The sequence below is a fragment of the Streptomyces sp. SCPE 10 genome (assembly GCF_051980735.1).
Classification (GTDB): domain Bacteria; phylum Actinomycetota; class Actinomycetes; order Streptomycetales; family Streptomycetaceae; genus Streptomyces; species Streptomyces misionensis.
The window spans coordinates 1,287,814-1,303,077 of record NZ_CP197069.1 but is presented as its reverse complement, the minus strand read 5'-3'; the positions used below and the strand labels follow the sequence as shown (position 1 = coordinate 1,303,077).

Annotated in this window: 9 protein-coding genes; 1 reads left to right on the top strand and 8 read right to left on the bottom strand. The window is 74.1% G+C overall.

Features of this window, described 5'->3' with window-relative positions:
* Positions 1 to 102: 102 nt before the first annotated feature.
* From ACSP97_RS06060 to ACSP97_RS06045, 4 genes are all read right to left on the bottom strand, one after another.
* Positions 103 to 2,169 carry an ATP-binding protein gene (locus ACSP97_RS06060; RefSeq protein ID WP_440556665.1) on the bottom strand — a complete coding sequence of 689 codons (2,067 nt, stop codon included), beginning with the start codon at positions 2,167 to 2,169 and terminating at the stop codon, positions 103 to 105.
* A complete protein-coding gene (locus ACSP97_RS06055; RefSeq protein ID WP_355153816.1) occupies positions 2,169 to 2,873 on the bottom strand; it encodes a DUF4255 domain-containing protein in 705 nt (234 codons plus the stop codon). The genes ACSP97_RS06060 and ACSP97_RS06055 overlap by 1 nt, the downstream gene beginning before the upstream one ends.
* Entirely contained in the window at positions 2,870 to 6,082 is a 3,213-nt protein-coding gene (locus ACSP97_RS06050; protein WP_440556663.1) for a TolB family protein, read from the bottom strand. Before ACSP97_RS06050 ends, ACSP97_RS06055 begins: the two co-directional genes overlap by 4 nt.
* 141 nt (positions 6,083 to 6,223) lie before the next feature.
* Positions 6,224 to 6,901: a helix-turn-helix transcriptional regulator gene (locus ACSP97_RS06045; RefSeq protein ID WP_440556661.1), complete on the bottom strand. Its 678-nt coding sequence runs from the start codon at positions 6,899 to 6,901 to the stop codon at positions 6,224 to 6,226.
* Between the two features lie 303 nt (positions 6,902 to 7,204).
* Here ACSP97_RS06045 and ACSP97_RS06040 point away from each other — a divergent pair, with 303 nt between their 5' ends.
* Complete coding sequence (locus tag ACSP97_RS06040) at positions 7,205 to 8,509, top strand: COG1470 family protein (protein WP_440558561.1); 1,305 nt, start codon at positions 7,205 to 7,207, stop codon at positions 8,507 to 8,509.
* Between the two features lie 328 nt (positions 8,510 to 8,837).
* On the opposite strand, the gene sbnA is transcribed toward ACSP97_RS06040, so the two are convergent.
* From sbnA to ACSP97_RS06020, 4 genes are read right to left on the bottom strand one after another with little or no spacing between them, the layout of a single operon-like run.
* Positions 8,838 to 9,863, bottom strand: a complete 1,026-nt coding sequence (gene sbnA / locus ACSP97_RS06035; RefSeq protein WP_440556660.1) for a 2,3-diaminopropionate biosynthesis protein SbnA — start codon at positions 9,861 to 9,863, stop codon at positions 8,838 to 8,840.
* A gap of 35 nt (positions 9,864 to 9,898) precedes the next feature.
* Complete coding sequence (gene sbnB, locus ACSP97_RS06030) at positions 9,899 to 10,969, bottom strand: 2,3-diaminopropionate biosynthesis protein SbnB (protein ID WP_440556658.1); 1,071 nt, start codon at positions 10,967 to 10,969, stop codon at positions 9,899 to 9,901.
* Positions 10,966 to 11,970, bottom strand: coding sequence for a TauD/TfdA family dioxygenase (locus ACSP97_RS06025; RefSeq protein WP_440556656.1), 1,005 nt, complete (start codon positions 11,968 to 11,970; stop codon positions 10,966 to 10,968). Before ACSP97_RS06025 ends, sbnB begins: the two co-directional genes overlap by 4 nt.
* A 42-nt stretch (positions 11,971 to 12,012) precedes the next feature.
* Positions 12,013 to 15,258, bottom strand: coding sequence for a non-ribosomal peptide synthetase (locus ACSP97_RS06020; protein WP_440556655.1), 3,246 nt, complete (start codon positions 15,256 to 15,258; stop codon positions 12,013 to 12,015).
* Between the last annotated feature and the right edge of the window lie 6 nt (positions 15,259 to 15,264).

Sequence of the window (15,264 nt, the reverse complement as noted above, 5' to 3'; positions counted from 1 at the left end):
CGAGGGCAACCCCACTGCCCCTGCGGGCGCCCGCGCCCGGCCGGGCCTTCCCTTTCGGGCAACGGGGTCCGTGAGGGCGCCCGCCCGCGGGCAGCGGCCGGTTCACAGGTCCGCGAGCACGTCCCGCGTCCACTCCCCGAACTCGCTCTCCAGCACCAGCCGGCCCAGCTTGCGGTACTCCTGGGCCACCGCCGTCATCAACTGCCGCATGGCGAGCGGCCGTCCGGACTCCGCGGCCAGATACGCGGCGGTCACCGCGCACGCCCGGATGGAGCCTCCGGCCAGCTCGAAGCGGTCGGCGCAGAACCGGAGATCGAGGCCGGGCTCGCGCGGCAGGCGCCCGCCAAGACACCGTTCCCACAGGGCGAGCCGCTGCTCCGCGTCGGGCACCGGGAAGTCCGCGATCACATCGAGTCGGCGGGTGAACGCCTCGTCCAGGTTGGCCCGCAGATTGGTGGTCAGCACGGCGATCCCGTCGAAGGACTCCATGCGCTGGAGCAGATACGCCGACTCGATGTTGGCGTGCCGGTCGTGCGCGTCCTTGACCTGCGAGCGCTTGCCGAAGATCGCGTCGGCCTCGTCGAACAGCAGCACCGCGTTGACCGCGGACGCCTCGGTGAAGATCCGCTCCAGGTTCTTCTCGGTCTCCCCGACGTATTTGTCGACCACCGTGGACAGGTCGACCACGTACAGGTCCATGCCGAGGTCGGCCGCGACCACCTCGGCGGACATGGTCTTGCCGGTGCCCGACTCCCCGGCGAACAGGGCGATCACGCCGCGCCCGCGTCCGCCGCCCGGCCGCATCCGCCACTGCCCGAGCACCTGCTCGCGATGGCGGGCGCGCACCGCCAGCTCCCGCAGCCGCCGGTGGGTGGGCGCGGGCAGCACCAGGTCGTCCCAGCCGACGGCCGGCTCCACCCGGCGGGCCAGCCGGGCGAGCCCCGCGCCGTTCTGCGCGCGGACGGCGGCCCGCAGATCGCCGGCCAGGACCGGGCGGCCCGCCAGCGCGGCCGTGCGCACCGCGCCGGCGGCGGCCCGGCGGAGCTGTCCGCCGTCCAGGCGGTGTGCGGCCACCGCCAAGGCGAGCTCCTCCGCCTCGGCCGGCGCGATGCCGTCGGCGCCGGCCCGGGCGAGGGCGTGCCGCCAGCGGGCGGTCATGCGCCCGGGGGAGGGCGGGGCGACGGTGAGGACGACCGGGGTGTCGGCCGCCCAGGCCGGGTCCCAGCCCTCCGTGCCGTAGGTGAACAGCGGCAGGCCGCGCAGCGCGGCGCACATCTCCCTGACGACGCCCGCGCGCCCGGCGGGCTCCGGGGGCAGGGCCTCCAGCGGGCCGAGGAGGACGCCCGCGCCGGACAGCCGGGCCTCCAGCGCCGCCACCCGGGCGAGCGCGGGCACTTCTGCGGAGCGCCGGGCGAGCGCCGCCGCGTCCAGGACCAGCGGGCGCAGTCCGGCCGCGCGCAGGGCCGCCGCCGCGAGGCCGGGCGCGTCGCCGCCGCGGCCCAGCAGATGCACCAGGCCCGGCGCGGAGCGGACCGCCCCGGCCGCCCGGTCCACGTCGGCCGGTTCGGCCGTGGGGTCGGCGGCGGCCGCGCCGAGCAGTCCGGCGAGGCGCGCGTCCGGTTCGGTGCCGCCCAGCAGCTGTGCGGTGACCCGGTCGGGGACCGTCAGCACCCGGGACAGCGGCGGCCGGTCCGGTTCGGTCACCTCCACCAGCCCGCCATCGATCAGCGGCGCCCCGGCGCAGAGCCGGAAGCGGGCCGCCGACGCCGCCGGCAGCCCGCACAGCTCCAGGGCGAGCGCGACCGTCGGCCGACGGCGGGTCAGATCGTCGTTGAGATAGCCGTACAGCCGCTCGAACCGGGGGTCGAGGTCCGGCGCCAGGACCACCAGCAGCAGATCGGCGTCCAGCGGCGACAGCCCGAACCGGGCGGCCAGTCCGCCCAGTGCGGAGGCGGGCGGCAGTGGCGGCGGCTCGTGCCCGGGCAGCCCGAGCCCGCCCTGCCCGGCGAGGATCCGCTCGACCGCCTCGGGGGTCAGGTACTGGCCCCGGTAGGGGTCGTCGGGGTCCGGGTCGACGGCGCGGCGCGCGGCCACCGCGTGCCGCACCCGCTCCTCGACCAGGCGCAGCCGCGCCCACAGGACGTCCGCCTCGGTCTCGACCGCGTGCATCAGGGCTGCCGCCTTCCCCGCCGGCGCCGGGCCGGGACCGGGGGCCGCTCACGCGGTCCGGCGAAGCCCTCCGGGCCGGGGTCGCCGACCTCCGCGTACCGCAGCCGGCGGCCCGGTGCCGGTTCCCCGCCGGGCACCGGCCCGGCGGTGCGCACCACGAGCCCCTCGGTCACCGGCGGTCCGGCCGGGCGTTCCACCCCGGCGAGCGGCGCCCGCACCCGCACCCCGAGCGACGCCTTCAGCTCTCCGCCGAGCGCGGACCACACGTCGGACGCGGACGGCGCGTCGAGCCCGGCCCCGGCGGTGTCCAGGGACACGGTCAGACCGAGGTCCGCGAGTGAACCGGTGAGCAGCGGCGCGGGCAGCACGTCCGTGTGCACCAGGGTGCCCAGCACCTGGGAGAGCAGCCGGTGTTCGTCCTGCGGGCGGCTCGCCCACGCCGTGACGAGATAGGTCAGCTCGAACCAGCGGGCCGGGGAGCGCCGGGCCACCACATGGCCGTCGGCGTCGTGCACCTCCCCGGCGCCGCTGCCGCGCCGGGTGGGGTCCTCCTGGATGTGGTACAGGAAGACGCACACCGTGGGCGCGTTGCGGCGGGCCGCCCACTCGCGGGTCGGCGCGTCGAAGACCACCTCGACCCCGGACGCCTCCAGACCGGACCCGGCGAGCAGTGCGCGCAGCGCCTCGTCGACCTCGTGGATCACCGGCGGGTCACCTCGTCCGGCGGCTGCACACTGCCCGTCACCACCAGGAAGTCCGTCTTCACCGGGGAGAAGCCGGGGCCGCGCGCGGTGATGGTGCGCGGTCCCGTCTGGTCCTTGGCGAGGATCAGCAGCTGGCCGATGAAGGTGCCGTCCGGACCGGGCCTGGTCGGCGCGGCGGCCGCGGTGATCCCCGGCTGCCAGGTGAAGCGCACCGGCACGCCCGGCGGGAAGTCCTTGCCGCGCACCGAGGTGACGAAGCCGGGCTTGCCGATCGGCGGCACGGCGACGATCTTCGGTTGCAGGATCCGCAGCGTCGTGGCGGCCCTGTTGTCCCCGGGGTCGGCGTCGGTGCCGGTGGTGGTCAGCACGCCGGTGACCCGTCCGGTCAGCGCGTGGTCGGGGGCGAGCACCACCCGCACCACGGTGCTGTCGCCCGGCGGCAGGTCCGGCAGCGCGCACAGCCACGAGCGGTCGCAGCCCGGCGGCGGCCCACCGCTCGGGATGCCGGCCGGCAGCCCGATGCGCAGCCGGAGCCCGGTGGCGAGCGCGTTGCGGCCGTTGCGCACGGTGTACGTCACCACGACCCGGCCGCCGACATAGCCCGGGTTCGGCTGGGCGGTCACCGTCACTCCGGGACCGGCCTTCGGCGCGGGCGGGGCGGGCGGCGGGGGCGGCGGTGCCGGTGTGGGCGTCGGGGTCGGGGTCGGCGTCGGCGGGGCCGGCGGGCGTACCGGCACCACGGTCCGCGCCGCGTTGTCGCCGGGCTCCGGGTCGATCACGCTGCCGGCGACCGACCAGCCCAGTGGCTGGTCCCCGGTGGTCTCGCCCCGCACGGTCACGGTGACCGGGACCGTCGTGCCGGGCGGCACCACCCCGAGGTCGCACTGGAGCGACGCCGCGTCGCAACTGCCGCCCGGATAGCTGATCCTGGTGACGGTCACCCCGGTCGGCGGGGCCACGGTGAGCCGGGTGCCGGGGGAGGCGGCCGGGCCGTTGTCGACGACGTCCACCCGCACGTCCGTCGAGCTGCCGACGGGCACCGGGGAGGCCGTGTCCGGCGCGTGCACCGCGAGGTCCACCGACTGCTGGACGCCGGGCTCCTTCTGACGGCCCGGCAGCTGGGCGGTGAGGTTGGTGACCCGGCCGGTCGCCACGGTCAGCACGTAGAGGTGTTCGGGGCAGTTGACGGGCGCGTCGTCCCGGGCGCTGAACACGATCCGGCTGCCGTCCGCCGTCCAGGCCGCGTCCCGCGGCTGGTGCGGTCCGGTGAGCGTGGTGTCGGGCAGTTCCCGGTGGCAGGCGTCGGCGGTGTCCCGGGCCGACTGGGGCAGCAGCACCCGGCAGTCGGAGCCGGTCACCGAGGTCAGCACGAGGCCGTTGCGCTCGTCGACGAGGCCGCCGCCGTTCTTGCGGTTGAAGACGATCGAGCGGCCGTCGGGGGAGAACGCGGGACTGTCGTCGATGACCGAGCAGTCGCCCGGGCAGATCGACGTGCTCAGGTCCTGCTGCCCGGTCAGGTCGTGCTGCCCGCCGGGGGCGTCGACCGGCACGGTCCAGATGTGCTTGTTGCCGCCGTTGCCGCCGATCACCTCGTTGCGGGTGAAGGCGAGCATGGTGCCGTCCGGGGACCAGGTGGGCTGGGCGTCGCCCCCGGTCCGCTCCCCGGCCGGCGGGACGATCTCGTGCACGATCGTGCCCGTGGTGGTGTCGGCGATCAGGATGCGCCCGGGATGGGCGGCGGAGCCGACCCCGCCCGGCGAGGTCCGGGTGAAGGCCAGGTACCTGCCGTCGGGCGAGAACGTCGGATCGGTGTCCCAGTCGTCCGGCCCCCGCCCGGCCAGCCGCATCGCCACCGGGTTGGTGCCGTCGGCGTCCGCCGTCCAGATCTGCTCGATCCGTCCCTGGCCGCCGTTCTCGAACCGGGTCACCACGATGCGCCGCCCGTCCGGCGTGTAGTTCTGCCGCTCGGTCCACGGGTCGTATCCGGGCGCCGGCTGGAACAAGGGGTCCTTCGTCGGATCGGCGTTGGTGTCGGCCGCCGGGTCCTCCTGCAGCACCGGAACCCCGAGATCGCGCGGGTCCGAGCCGTCCATCCGCACGTCCTGCAAGGTCGCCACCCGCTGGTCGGGCGTCGCGTCCACACCCTGCACCGCGGGCGCGGGCTCCGACAGCCGGTCCACCACCGGGTAGCCGCCGTCCGGTGGGCCGACCCAGGTCACCGACGAGACGTCGCGGTTCTCGCTGAGCAGCAGCGTCGGGTCCGGGGTCTGGTCCGGGTTCGCCGTGGACCGCCACACATGGTTCCAGTCGCCCTCGCAGGAGCAGGTGTGGTCGACGCTGAGGAACAGCACGCCGTTCCCGTCGGGCATCCAGGCTGCCCCGTGGGTCCGCCACTGGGCCGCCGTGCCGGCGAGCAGCGGCTGGTCCCCGCCCGGGCCGCCGAGCTGCCGCAGCCGGGGCCCGGTTCGGGAGTCGGCGGTGTACGTGTACGCGAGCAGGTCCCGGTGCGCCGCGTCGTTCACCGGGTTGAACACCGGCTCGGTCGCCTGGCCGCCCAGCGTTCCGGTGAGCGCGGTCGGGTAGCCGCCGGCCAGCGGGCGCACATAGATCTGCGGCCCGGCCGCCGCGACCGGGTTCGCGCTGTAGGCCAGCCGCTGCCCGTCCGCCGACACGGTCGGGCTCTGCTCGTCGTACGGCGTGTCGGTCAGCCGGCTCAGCCCGTCGCCGTCGGTGCCCACCCGCCACAGGTCGCGCTGCTTCTTGCCGTCGGGACCGCCCGGCTCCGCCGAGTCGAACACCACCGAACCGCCGTCCGGGGTCAGCCGCGGGTGCGCCGCGTCCCGGCCCGTGGTCAGCTTGCGCACCGAGCCGTCCGGGGCCCGCAGATAGATCTGGGGCCGCTTCTCGTCGCGGCGGCTCGCGAACACGACCGTGTCCCCGAGCGCCGTCGCCTGGACGTCGTAGTGCGCCGGGCCCTCGCCGAACAGCGGATCGCTCTTCTCGGTGCCGGTGACCCGGCCCAGGCTGCGATGACCGGTGCCCGCGTACGTCACCCGGGCGGGGGCGGTCGGGGCGGCCGCCCGCGCGGCGGGGTCCGCGCCGCTCGGTCCCGAGGCCGCGGTCACCGCGATCAGCGGGACCACCAGCAGCAACGAGGCGCCGAATCTCCCCAGCCGGCGCTGCCCGCCGGGGCCAGCGGTGCCGTTCACGGTCCACCTCGCAGTCTCGGAACACAGGGGTGTGCCCGGCCACTGTGCGCGGCGGGCGCGCGGCGCGGCAGGGCGAAGGGGACCGTCCCGGGGGAAGCACGGCTTGCGCTTTCGGGCAGCGGCCGGGTGCCCGGGCGGTCCTCAGATCAGTCCGTTGCGCAGCGCGTAACCGACCGCGTGGGCCCGGTTGCGCAACTGGAGCCGCGTGGTGACCTCGTGCAGCACGTTCTTGACGGTCCGTTCGGAGTACGAGGTCTTCGCGGCGATCTCCGCGGTGTCCAGCCCCTCCGCCACCAGGCGCAGCATGTCCGCCTCGCGCGCGGTCAGCGTGGACAGGGACAGCCCGCGCGGATCGAGCGCCGAACGCTGGAGGCTGCCGACGTGGGTGAGCAGCTTGCCGAGCAGGTCGCCGGGCAGCACCCCCTCGCCCTTGGCCAGCGCCAGTACCAGGTGCAGCAGCCGGTCCTGGTCGGCCTCGGCCCGCCGTAGCACCGCCCCGACCCCGCACTCGATCACCCGTTGCAGCGCCGCCGACTCGAACGTGCCCACCACCAGTCCGGTACGGGTGCCGGTGTTGCGTTGTAACCGTTGCAGCAGGGACGTCACCTCGTCGTCCACACTGTCGACGACCACGAGCGAGATCTGTGCCCCGTCCGCCTCGCCTTCCGAGACGAGCTCCAATTCGGGCCGCTGGCGCAGCTGTTGGACGATTCCGATGTGCAGGACCAGGTCCTGGGCGTAGACGGCGAGGGTCACCCGGTCCGGGCGGCCGACGGCGGCGGGGGCGGGGGCGGCCCCGCCGGGCATCTGGACGATCATGAGCGGTTCTTCTTTCGCAAGGCCGGACATGGCGGCGTTCCGAAATTCAGGACGCGACCCGGGCGACGGCGGTGGCGCCCAGGACTGGTGGGTTCGAGCACACGTCGACTGTCGGTCGGAGCACAAGGCGGCGCCCCGCGATCAGCCTCCGTGCCGTGGATCGGAGATGACCTTGGCCGCTGCGGGCACGTCGACTGCCCGGATGTTGCCCCCGCATCTCTCGTGGCGCGCCGGGAGCGCTCCTACCGTCGAGGCGTGACGCCTTCTGCAGCCTCTTCCGGTCCCGGCGCCCCCGGTCTCGACATGCCGGCCGTGACGGTGACCCCGGGCGGCACCGCCGCCACCAGCCTGACCGTCCGCAACGACAGCGACATCGTCGAGGCGTACACCCTGGAGGTCGTGGGCGACTGCGCGCCCTGGGCCGTCGTGGAACCCGAGCGCGTCTCGCTCTACCCCGGCACCTCCGAGACGGTGACCGTCCGGCTGGCCCCGCCGCGCTCCCCGGAGGTGCGCGCGGGCGATGTGCCGCTGGCCGTGCGGGTGTTGCCGGCCGAGCACCCCGAGTCGGTCACCGTGCCCGAGACCACGGTGCACGTCGAGGAGTTCCACGAGCTGCGGACCGAGATCCTCCCGCGGCGCCGCCGCGGCTGGCTGCGGGGCCGCTACCGGGTGGCGGTGCGCAACGAGGGCAACACCCCGACGCAGGTCGCCTTCCGGCCCGAACAGGCCGGTGAGGAACTGCGGTTCGGGTTCACCCCGGGCACCCTGGACCTGGCGCCGGGGGAGTCGGCGGAGACCCGGCTGCGGGTGCGCATCGGCAAACCGGTGTGGTTCGGCAAGCCCGCCGTCTGGCCGTTCACCGTGCACGCCACCGACCGCGCGGCCGAACAGGACCCGGAGGCGGGCGCCCGCGCGGGCACGCTCGTACGGCCGCCGCTGGAGGCGGAGTTCGTCCAGATCCCGATCTTCCCGAAGTGGCTGCTGGCGTTGCTCGCGGCGCTGCTCGCGCTGCTGCTGGCGTGGTTCGCGCTGGTGCGGCCCGCGGTGCGCAGCGCGGCCCGGCAGGCCGCCGACGAGGTGGTCCAGCCCCGGCCCACCCCCGGCGGCAAGAACGGCCAGTCGCCCGGCACGGGCGGCGGCTCGGGCACCGGCAGGGAGCAGGGCGGCAGCGGGCCCGGCGTACCCGGGGGCACCGGCCCCGGCGGCACCGCTCCGGGCGGCACCGGCCCCGGCACCGCGGGGGGCGGCGGCGGGCAGAGCTCGACCACCATCGACGTGCAGACGTCCGGCGGGCAGACCAAGACCGGCAGTTACACGGTGCCGGCGGGCAAGACGTTCCGGATCACGGACATCGTGGTCGCCAACTTCCAGGGCGACGAGGGGGTCATGACCATCACCTTCGGCGACCGGAAGATCACCACGATCGCGCTGGAGACCTTCCGCAACCAGGACTACCACTGGGTCACCCCCATCGAGATCCCCGCGAACGCCACCGTCACCGCGAACGTCACCTGTGCCAAGCCGGGCACCCCCGCCACGGGACAGCAGGCGCGGCAGTGCCATGAGGTCCTGAACGTGAGCGGCGCACTCGCCGACATCGCACGATGAAGTGGCTTTTCTGAAAATGGTTCGCCTGGTGTGGCCTGTGTGGGAAGGGGAGACTTTCAGTCCGTCCGAAAACCGATTCCACGGCGGGTTGTGCAGAAAATGTGCAGCTCAGTACCGAGCGCCTGGGAATGCGCGGCCTCCTGTCCGCGGCCGTCGGGCCGCCCGTGGGTGAGGCCCGGGACGGAATGGCCTATTCCCCACCCGTGGTGTGGGTGACCGGTGCACGAGCGGGCGCACGGAGGCGCGCGCGCCCCTCGTGAGCGCCGTGAAGGGCGCCTTCCGGGGCAACGGCCCTGGACAGGCGCCCTTCCACGGACGGAGCGCACCGCTACGGTCTGCGCCTGCGCTCCGATGTCCGGGTCACGGGCTCGACCTCCTCGGCGACGGAGCCCATCCTCTCCTCGTCCAGGACGTGATCGCCGTACAGGTCCTGGAGCCAGTTGGTCTGGTAGACGGTGTCGAGGTAGCGCTCGCCCAGATCCGGTGCGATGGCCACCGCGGTGAGGTTTTCGGCGTCATGCCGGGCCAGCCAGTCCATGGCCCCGCTGACCACCGTCCCGGTGGAGCCGCCGAACAGGAACCCGCGCCGCGCCATGCGATGGCACATGCGGATGGTGTCCGCCTCCTCCACCCGGATCACCTCGTCCACGAAGGACTCGTCCAGCAGCGGCGGGCGCATGCTCATGCCCAGGCCGGGGATCATCCGGCGGCCCGGTTCGCCGCCGAACGCCACCGAGCCCACGCTGTCCACGGCGACGATCCGCACCGGCCGGTGCCACTGGCGGAACCAGCGCGCGCAGCCCATCAGGGTGCCGGTGGTGCCGGCCCCGATGAACAGCACGTCGAGAGCCGGGAACTGGCCCGCGATCTCCGGGGCGGTGGTGCGGTAGTGCGCTCGCCAGTTGCCGGCGTTCGTGTACTGGCTGAGCCACACGTACCGGTCGTCGGAGGCGCACAGCTGGCGGACGTACTCGATGCGCGTCCCCAGGAATCCGCCGTTGGAGTCCTGGTCGGCGATCACGTGCACCTCGCTGCCGAGCGCCTCCATCAGCAGTCTGGTCGACAGGTTGCAACGGGAGTCGGTCACGCAAAGGAACCGGTAGCCCTTGCTGGCGGCGATCATGCTGAGCGCCACGCCGAGGTTCCCGGAGGAGGACTCGACGAGGACGGACTCCGGCGTCAGGAGTCCGTCCCGCTCGGCGCTCTCCACCATCTCGTTCGCGGCCTTCAGCTTGATGGACCCGGCGAAGTTGAAGCCCTCGCACTTCAGATGGAGGGGTCGTCCGCAGATCGACTCCAGGTCGACGAAGAGCTGGCCCTCGTTGAAGGCATAGGGAGCGGTAATGACAGGCACGGCGGACCTCCTGGTGCCGGGCCGAGGACGGGTCCTCAGCCGTACCGGCGCAGGTCGTGGAAGAAGTCGTCGATGAGGCGGAGACTGCCCGCCCGGGATACTTCGTCGTAGACGTACTTGCCGACGGCGAGATCGAGGACACCGAGTCCGAAGGGCGAGAAGATCACCGGCCGGTCGGTCGGCGGCGCGGCCCTACCCAGCAGCACGTCGTACAGCGTGCCGTCGAGGAAGTCGCGGTCGCCCGTGAGCTGTTCGACCAGATGCGGTGAGGTGTCGGCCTTCAGACAGTGGTCGACGTCGTCCACGAAGTTGGCGGCGTCGAGCAGCACTTCGGGTGCCAGGTCCCGCAAGGACACATGCAGGACCAGTGGGTTGTGGTCGAACCACGCGGGATCGGTGACGTGGGGCGTACCGGCGACGGTGGCGAAGACCACGAGATCGCTGGCCCGGACCAGGTCCTCGGCACGGTCGTGCACGGTGACCCGCCCGGCGACGCCGGACTGGCGCAGATAGCCCCGGAACCCCTCGGCGCTGTCGGCGGACAGGTCGTGCACGCCGATCGCGTCGAACTCCCAGCCGGTGCCGGCCAGGAAGGTGTGGATGTACCGGGCGATCAGCCCCGTGCCGAAGAACCCGACCCGCGTGGGACGGGTCCGGCCGCGGCTGAGCCAGTCGGCGGCGAGCGCCGCGGACGCCGCGGTCCGGGTGGCGCTGATGATGGAACTCTCCAGACAGGTGAACGGGTAGCCGGTCCGCGGATCGTTGAGGATCAGCACCGCGGAGGCCCGCGGCAGCCCGGAGCGCACGTTGTCCGGGAAGCTGGAGATCCACTTCAGGCCGTCCACGGCGACCGAGCCGCCGATCGAGGCGGGCAGCGCGATGATCCGCGAGGATGGGCGGTCCGGGAAGCGCAGGAAGTACGACGGGGGGTTCACCGACTCCCCGGCGCCGTGCAGCCGGTAGGTGGCCTCCACCAGCGCCACCAGCTCGTTCTCCCGGCCCTTCAGCGCCTGTTGCACCTGTTGCCCGGAGATCACGGAGAACGTCGGCACCGAGGGCCGGCCGTCGTCGGCCCGTTCGGCGGGCGTCGTCAGCAGATCGGTCATCGCGCGCTCGCCTCCGGGGTCGGGCGGCCGTCGGCGAGCCGCAGCGGCTCGGCCATGCCCACCAGCACCTGCCGCTCGCCGGTGAACGGCTCCCGGCTGTGCGCGGTGCCGATGTTGTCCACGAGCAGCAGATCCCCGGCCTGCCAGGGCTCGCGCCGGGTGTGCGCCTCGTAGGTGGAGTTGAGCAGCTCGACCACCTCCTCGCCGATCGGACTTCCGTCGCCGTAACGGGTGTTGAACGGCAGCCCGTCCGCGCCGTACTCGTCCACCAGGTACTCGCGCACCTCGGGGGCCAGTGTCCACTCGTTGAGGAACGCGATCTGGTTGAACCAGCAGCGCCGGCCCGTGACCGGGTGTCGTACGACGGCGCTGCGGCGCTGCGTGGTGTGCAGCGAGCCGTCCGCCCGCCAGGTGAACTCGATGGCGTTCTCCCGGCAGTAGCGCTCGATCTCGGCCCGGTCCTCGGTGCCGAACGACTCGGCCAGGGACGCCCCGATCTCGTCGTTGTAGCTGCGGGTCAGCAGCCAGCCCTCGCGCTCGAACCGCTCGGTGAGCGAGGTGGGCAGCGCCTCCAGCACCCGCGCGGCGTCGGCCACCGCCGTCGCCCCGCCCTCCTCGGGCGCGGTCGGGCAGGCGAACATCATCAGGCCGGGCACGTCCAGGGTGTAACTCAGCTCGTGGTGCATGCACATCGGCTGGTTGGCCGGCCAGGGAGTGGCGGAGTACAGGCCCCCGCCGAAGTCCTCGCGGGGCGCGAACGCCTCGCGCTCCGGCATGAGTTCACCGGCGAGCCGCCGGAAGACGGCACCGGTGCGGTCCGCGTCGCGCAGTCCGAGACCACGCACGAGCAGCGCCCCGTGCTCGGTGACCATGGCGCGCAGCGCCTCGCGGTGCTCGGCCGCCCAGGCCGGGGCGTCCGGCGGGGAGTCGACGCGCAGCAGCGCGGGTCTGTCCGGCCGCAGCTCCACATCGAGCGGCGCGGCCAGGGAAGAGAACGGCATCTCGGTTTCCTTTCGGTTGCCCGTCTGGAGGGTCCGGCTGGCTCAGGACGTGGCCAGGGGCACGGCGGCCCGCAGCACGGCCCGCGCCGCCTCGGCCGGCCGGGTGCGCGGGAAGTAGTGGCCCCCGTCGGCGAGTTCGTGCAGCTCCACCTGTTCGGCCAGGCGCAGCCAGTCCTGGTGGAGCGCTGCGGATCCGGCGGTGTGCGGGTCGTCGGCCGCGACGACCACGGTGACCGGCGCGGACAGCCTGGGCGGCTCAGGGGCGCCCAGGGCCGCGCGGAAGTAGTGGTGCGCGGCCACGCAGTCGTGCCGGTAGGCGGCGCCGATGTGCTCGGCGTGCGCCTCGTTCAGCTCGGCGAGTTCGGTGTAGCCGCCGTCCGCGGTGAGCCGGGCCGCGATCTCGGCGTCACCGAGTCCGCCGAGTTCCGCGACGGCCGCGGCCCGCTGCTCGGCGGTGCCGAGGAGCTGGGCGCCGATGAACACCCGGGTGACCCGCACGCCCCGGTCCGCGAGGCGCCGGGTGGTCTCGATCGCCGGTGCGGCTCCCGAGGAGTGGCCCCACAGCATCACCCGGGTCAGCCCGCGCGCGACGATCTCCGCGCTGACCTGCTCGGCGACCTGCGCGATCGAGGCGAACGGCTCCTGGTGCGCGGCCACGTCGTGGCCCGGCAGGTCCACCGCGAGGACGGTGAGCCCGCTGTCCGCGAGCGCGCTCGCCAGCGGCCGGAAGTTGACCGCGTTGCCGCCCGCGTAGGGGAAGCACACCAGCGCGCCCTCGCCGCCGTCCCCGTCGGTGAGCGGTTGCAGCAGCTCCCCGTGCCGGCGGGCCGTGCCGTCCAGCAGGGCGGCCAGGTCGGCGAGGACCGGGGTGCGGGTGATGTCCTTGAGGGACACCGCCCGCTCGAGCGCGATGCTGAGCTTGACCGCGGTCAGCGAGGTGCCGCCGGACTCGAAGAAGTGGTCGGTGCGGCCGACCTGTTCGACGGGCACGCCCAGCACCGTCGCCCAGGCCGCCGCGAGCCGCCGCTCGGCCGCGCCGAGCGGCGCCTGCCCGGCCTCCGCCACGACCGGCGCGGTCTGCTGGGCCAGGGCGGTCAGCGCCTTGCGGTCGATCTTGCCGTTGGCGGTCAGCGGCAGGGCGTCCTGCCAGTGGTAGCCCGAGGGGACCATATAGGCGGGGAGCACCGCACCGAGCGCCTCGCGCAGCTCCTCGGGCGGACGGGGCGTACCGGCGCAGAAGGCGATCAGGTGCTTGCTCCCGCCGGCCCGCTCGGTGACCACCACCGCCGCGTCCCGTACCCCGGACACCCGCAGCAGCGCGTTCTCGATCTCCCCGATCTCGATGCGGAAGCCGCGGATCTTCACCTGGTTGTCCCGGCGGCCCAGGAACTCCAGCTTGCCGTCCGGGTGCCAGCGCCCCCAGTCACCGCCCAGGTAGAGCCGTTCACCGGGCCGGTACGGGTCCGTGCGGTACGCCTCCCGGGTCCGCTCCGGGTCGTTGACGTACCCGCGGCCCACACAGACACCGGAGAACGCGATCAGACCCGGCGCGCCCAGCGGCACCAGCCGCAGCCGCTCGTCCACGACGAGGACGCGTACGTTGTTCACCGCGCGTCCCAGCAGCACCCGCTCCGGCACCCGGTCCAGGACCTCGTGGTTGGTGTCGTCCGACGTCTCGGTCAGGCCGTAGGCGTTGAGCAGCCGGATGCCCGGCTGGATCGCGAACCAGCGCTGCACCAGCTCCCGTTTGAGCGCCTCGCCGGTCACCGACACACAGCGCAGGTGCGGGAGTTCGCGCGGGTGCTGCTCCAGGTAGGAGACCACGACCTCCAGATAGGAGGGCACGAGCTGGGCCACCGCGACCCGCCCGTCGGCCAGCGTGTCCACGAAGCGCTCCACGTCCGTGATCACGTCCTGCGCGACCAGCAGGGTGCGGCCGCCGACCAGCAGCGCGGACACCAGCTGCCACAGGGAGATGTCGAAGCACTGGGGCGCGGTCTGCGCCACCACCGAGCCCTCACCGATCCCCAGGTCGTCGATCTTGGCGAAGAGGTGGTTGAGCAGGCCCGCGTGCTCGCACATCGCCCCCTTGGGCTCGCCGGTGGAGCCGGAGGTGAAGTAGATGTACGCCAACTGACCGGCGTCCACCGGCACCCGCGGGTCGTCCTCGGCGTGCGGCTCCCCGTACGCCTCCGTCACCAGCAGCCGCCGCGCGCCCGGGACCGAGGCCAATGCCTCGTCCAGGGTGCCGGTGCTGCCGGACTCGGTGAGCACCAGCCGGCAGCCCGCGCGCGACAGCGTCGCCGCGATGCGGCCCGCCGGGAAGTGCGGCTCGATCGGCAGGTAGGCGCCGCCCGCCTTGAACACCGCGAGCGTCGCCGCCAGCCAGTCGAGGTCGCGCTCCATGACGACGGCGACCACGTCCTCGCGGCCCAGCCCCCGGTCGAGCAGTGCCCGCGCCAGCCGGTTGGCGCGCCGGTTCAGCTCGTCGTACGTCCACTCCCGCTCGCCCTGTACGGCCGCCACGGCCCGGGGGTGCGCCCGGACCCGCTGCTCGAACAGCTCGTGCGCCCGGGCGTCGGGCAGCGGCCGGTGCGGTCCGGCCAGCCCCTCCAGCTGCTCGCGCACCTCGTCGGTGGACAGCAGGCTGCCCGCGTCGTGGTCGGCGTCCGGGTCGGTGGCCAGCAGGCCGAGCGCCGTCAGGTGGTAGCCGCCGATGCGGGCGGCGGCCGCCGCGTCCAGGACGTCGGTGCGGTGGGCCAGGCGCAGCACCAGCCGGCCGCCCCGTTCCGACCAGCGCACGTGCAGCACACCGTCGTCGGCGTGGTTCTCGTCGGCGCCGATCGGCCCGAACACCACCTCGTACGGCGGCTCGGCCAGCCCGAGTTCGCGGCGCAGCTTCTCCACCGGGAACTCCCGGTGCGCGAGCACCTCCGCCTCGGCGTGCTCGGCCGCCGCCGCCAGCTCCCGCCAGGACCCCGGGCGGACGGCCAGTCGGCAGGGCAGCGGCTCGCCCCGCACCCCGGTGGTGTAGCCGGTCACCACCTCCGGCTCGCCGGACAGCGCGGCCAGCACCTTGGCGTGCGCGGCCAGCAGCAGCGCGCTGACCGGTACCCCTTGGCGGCGCACCAGCTCGCGCACCGCCGTCGCCACCTCGTCCGGCACCGGCATCTCCTGCTCGGCCGTCCCGGGGGCCGGGCTCGCCGCCCAGCGCGGCACCGTGGTGGCACCCCCGGCGGTCAAGACCCGCTGCCAGAACTCCCGGTCCGCTTCCACGCGCGTTCCCATCGAAAG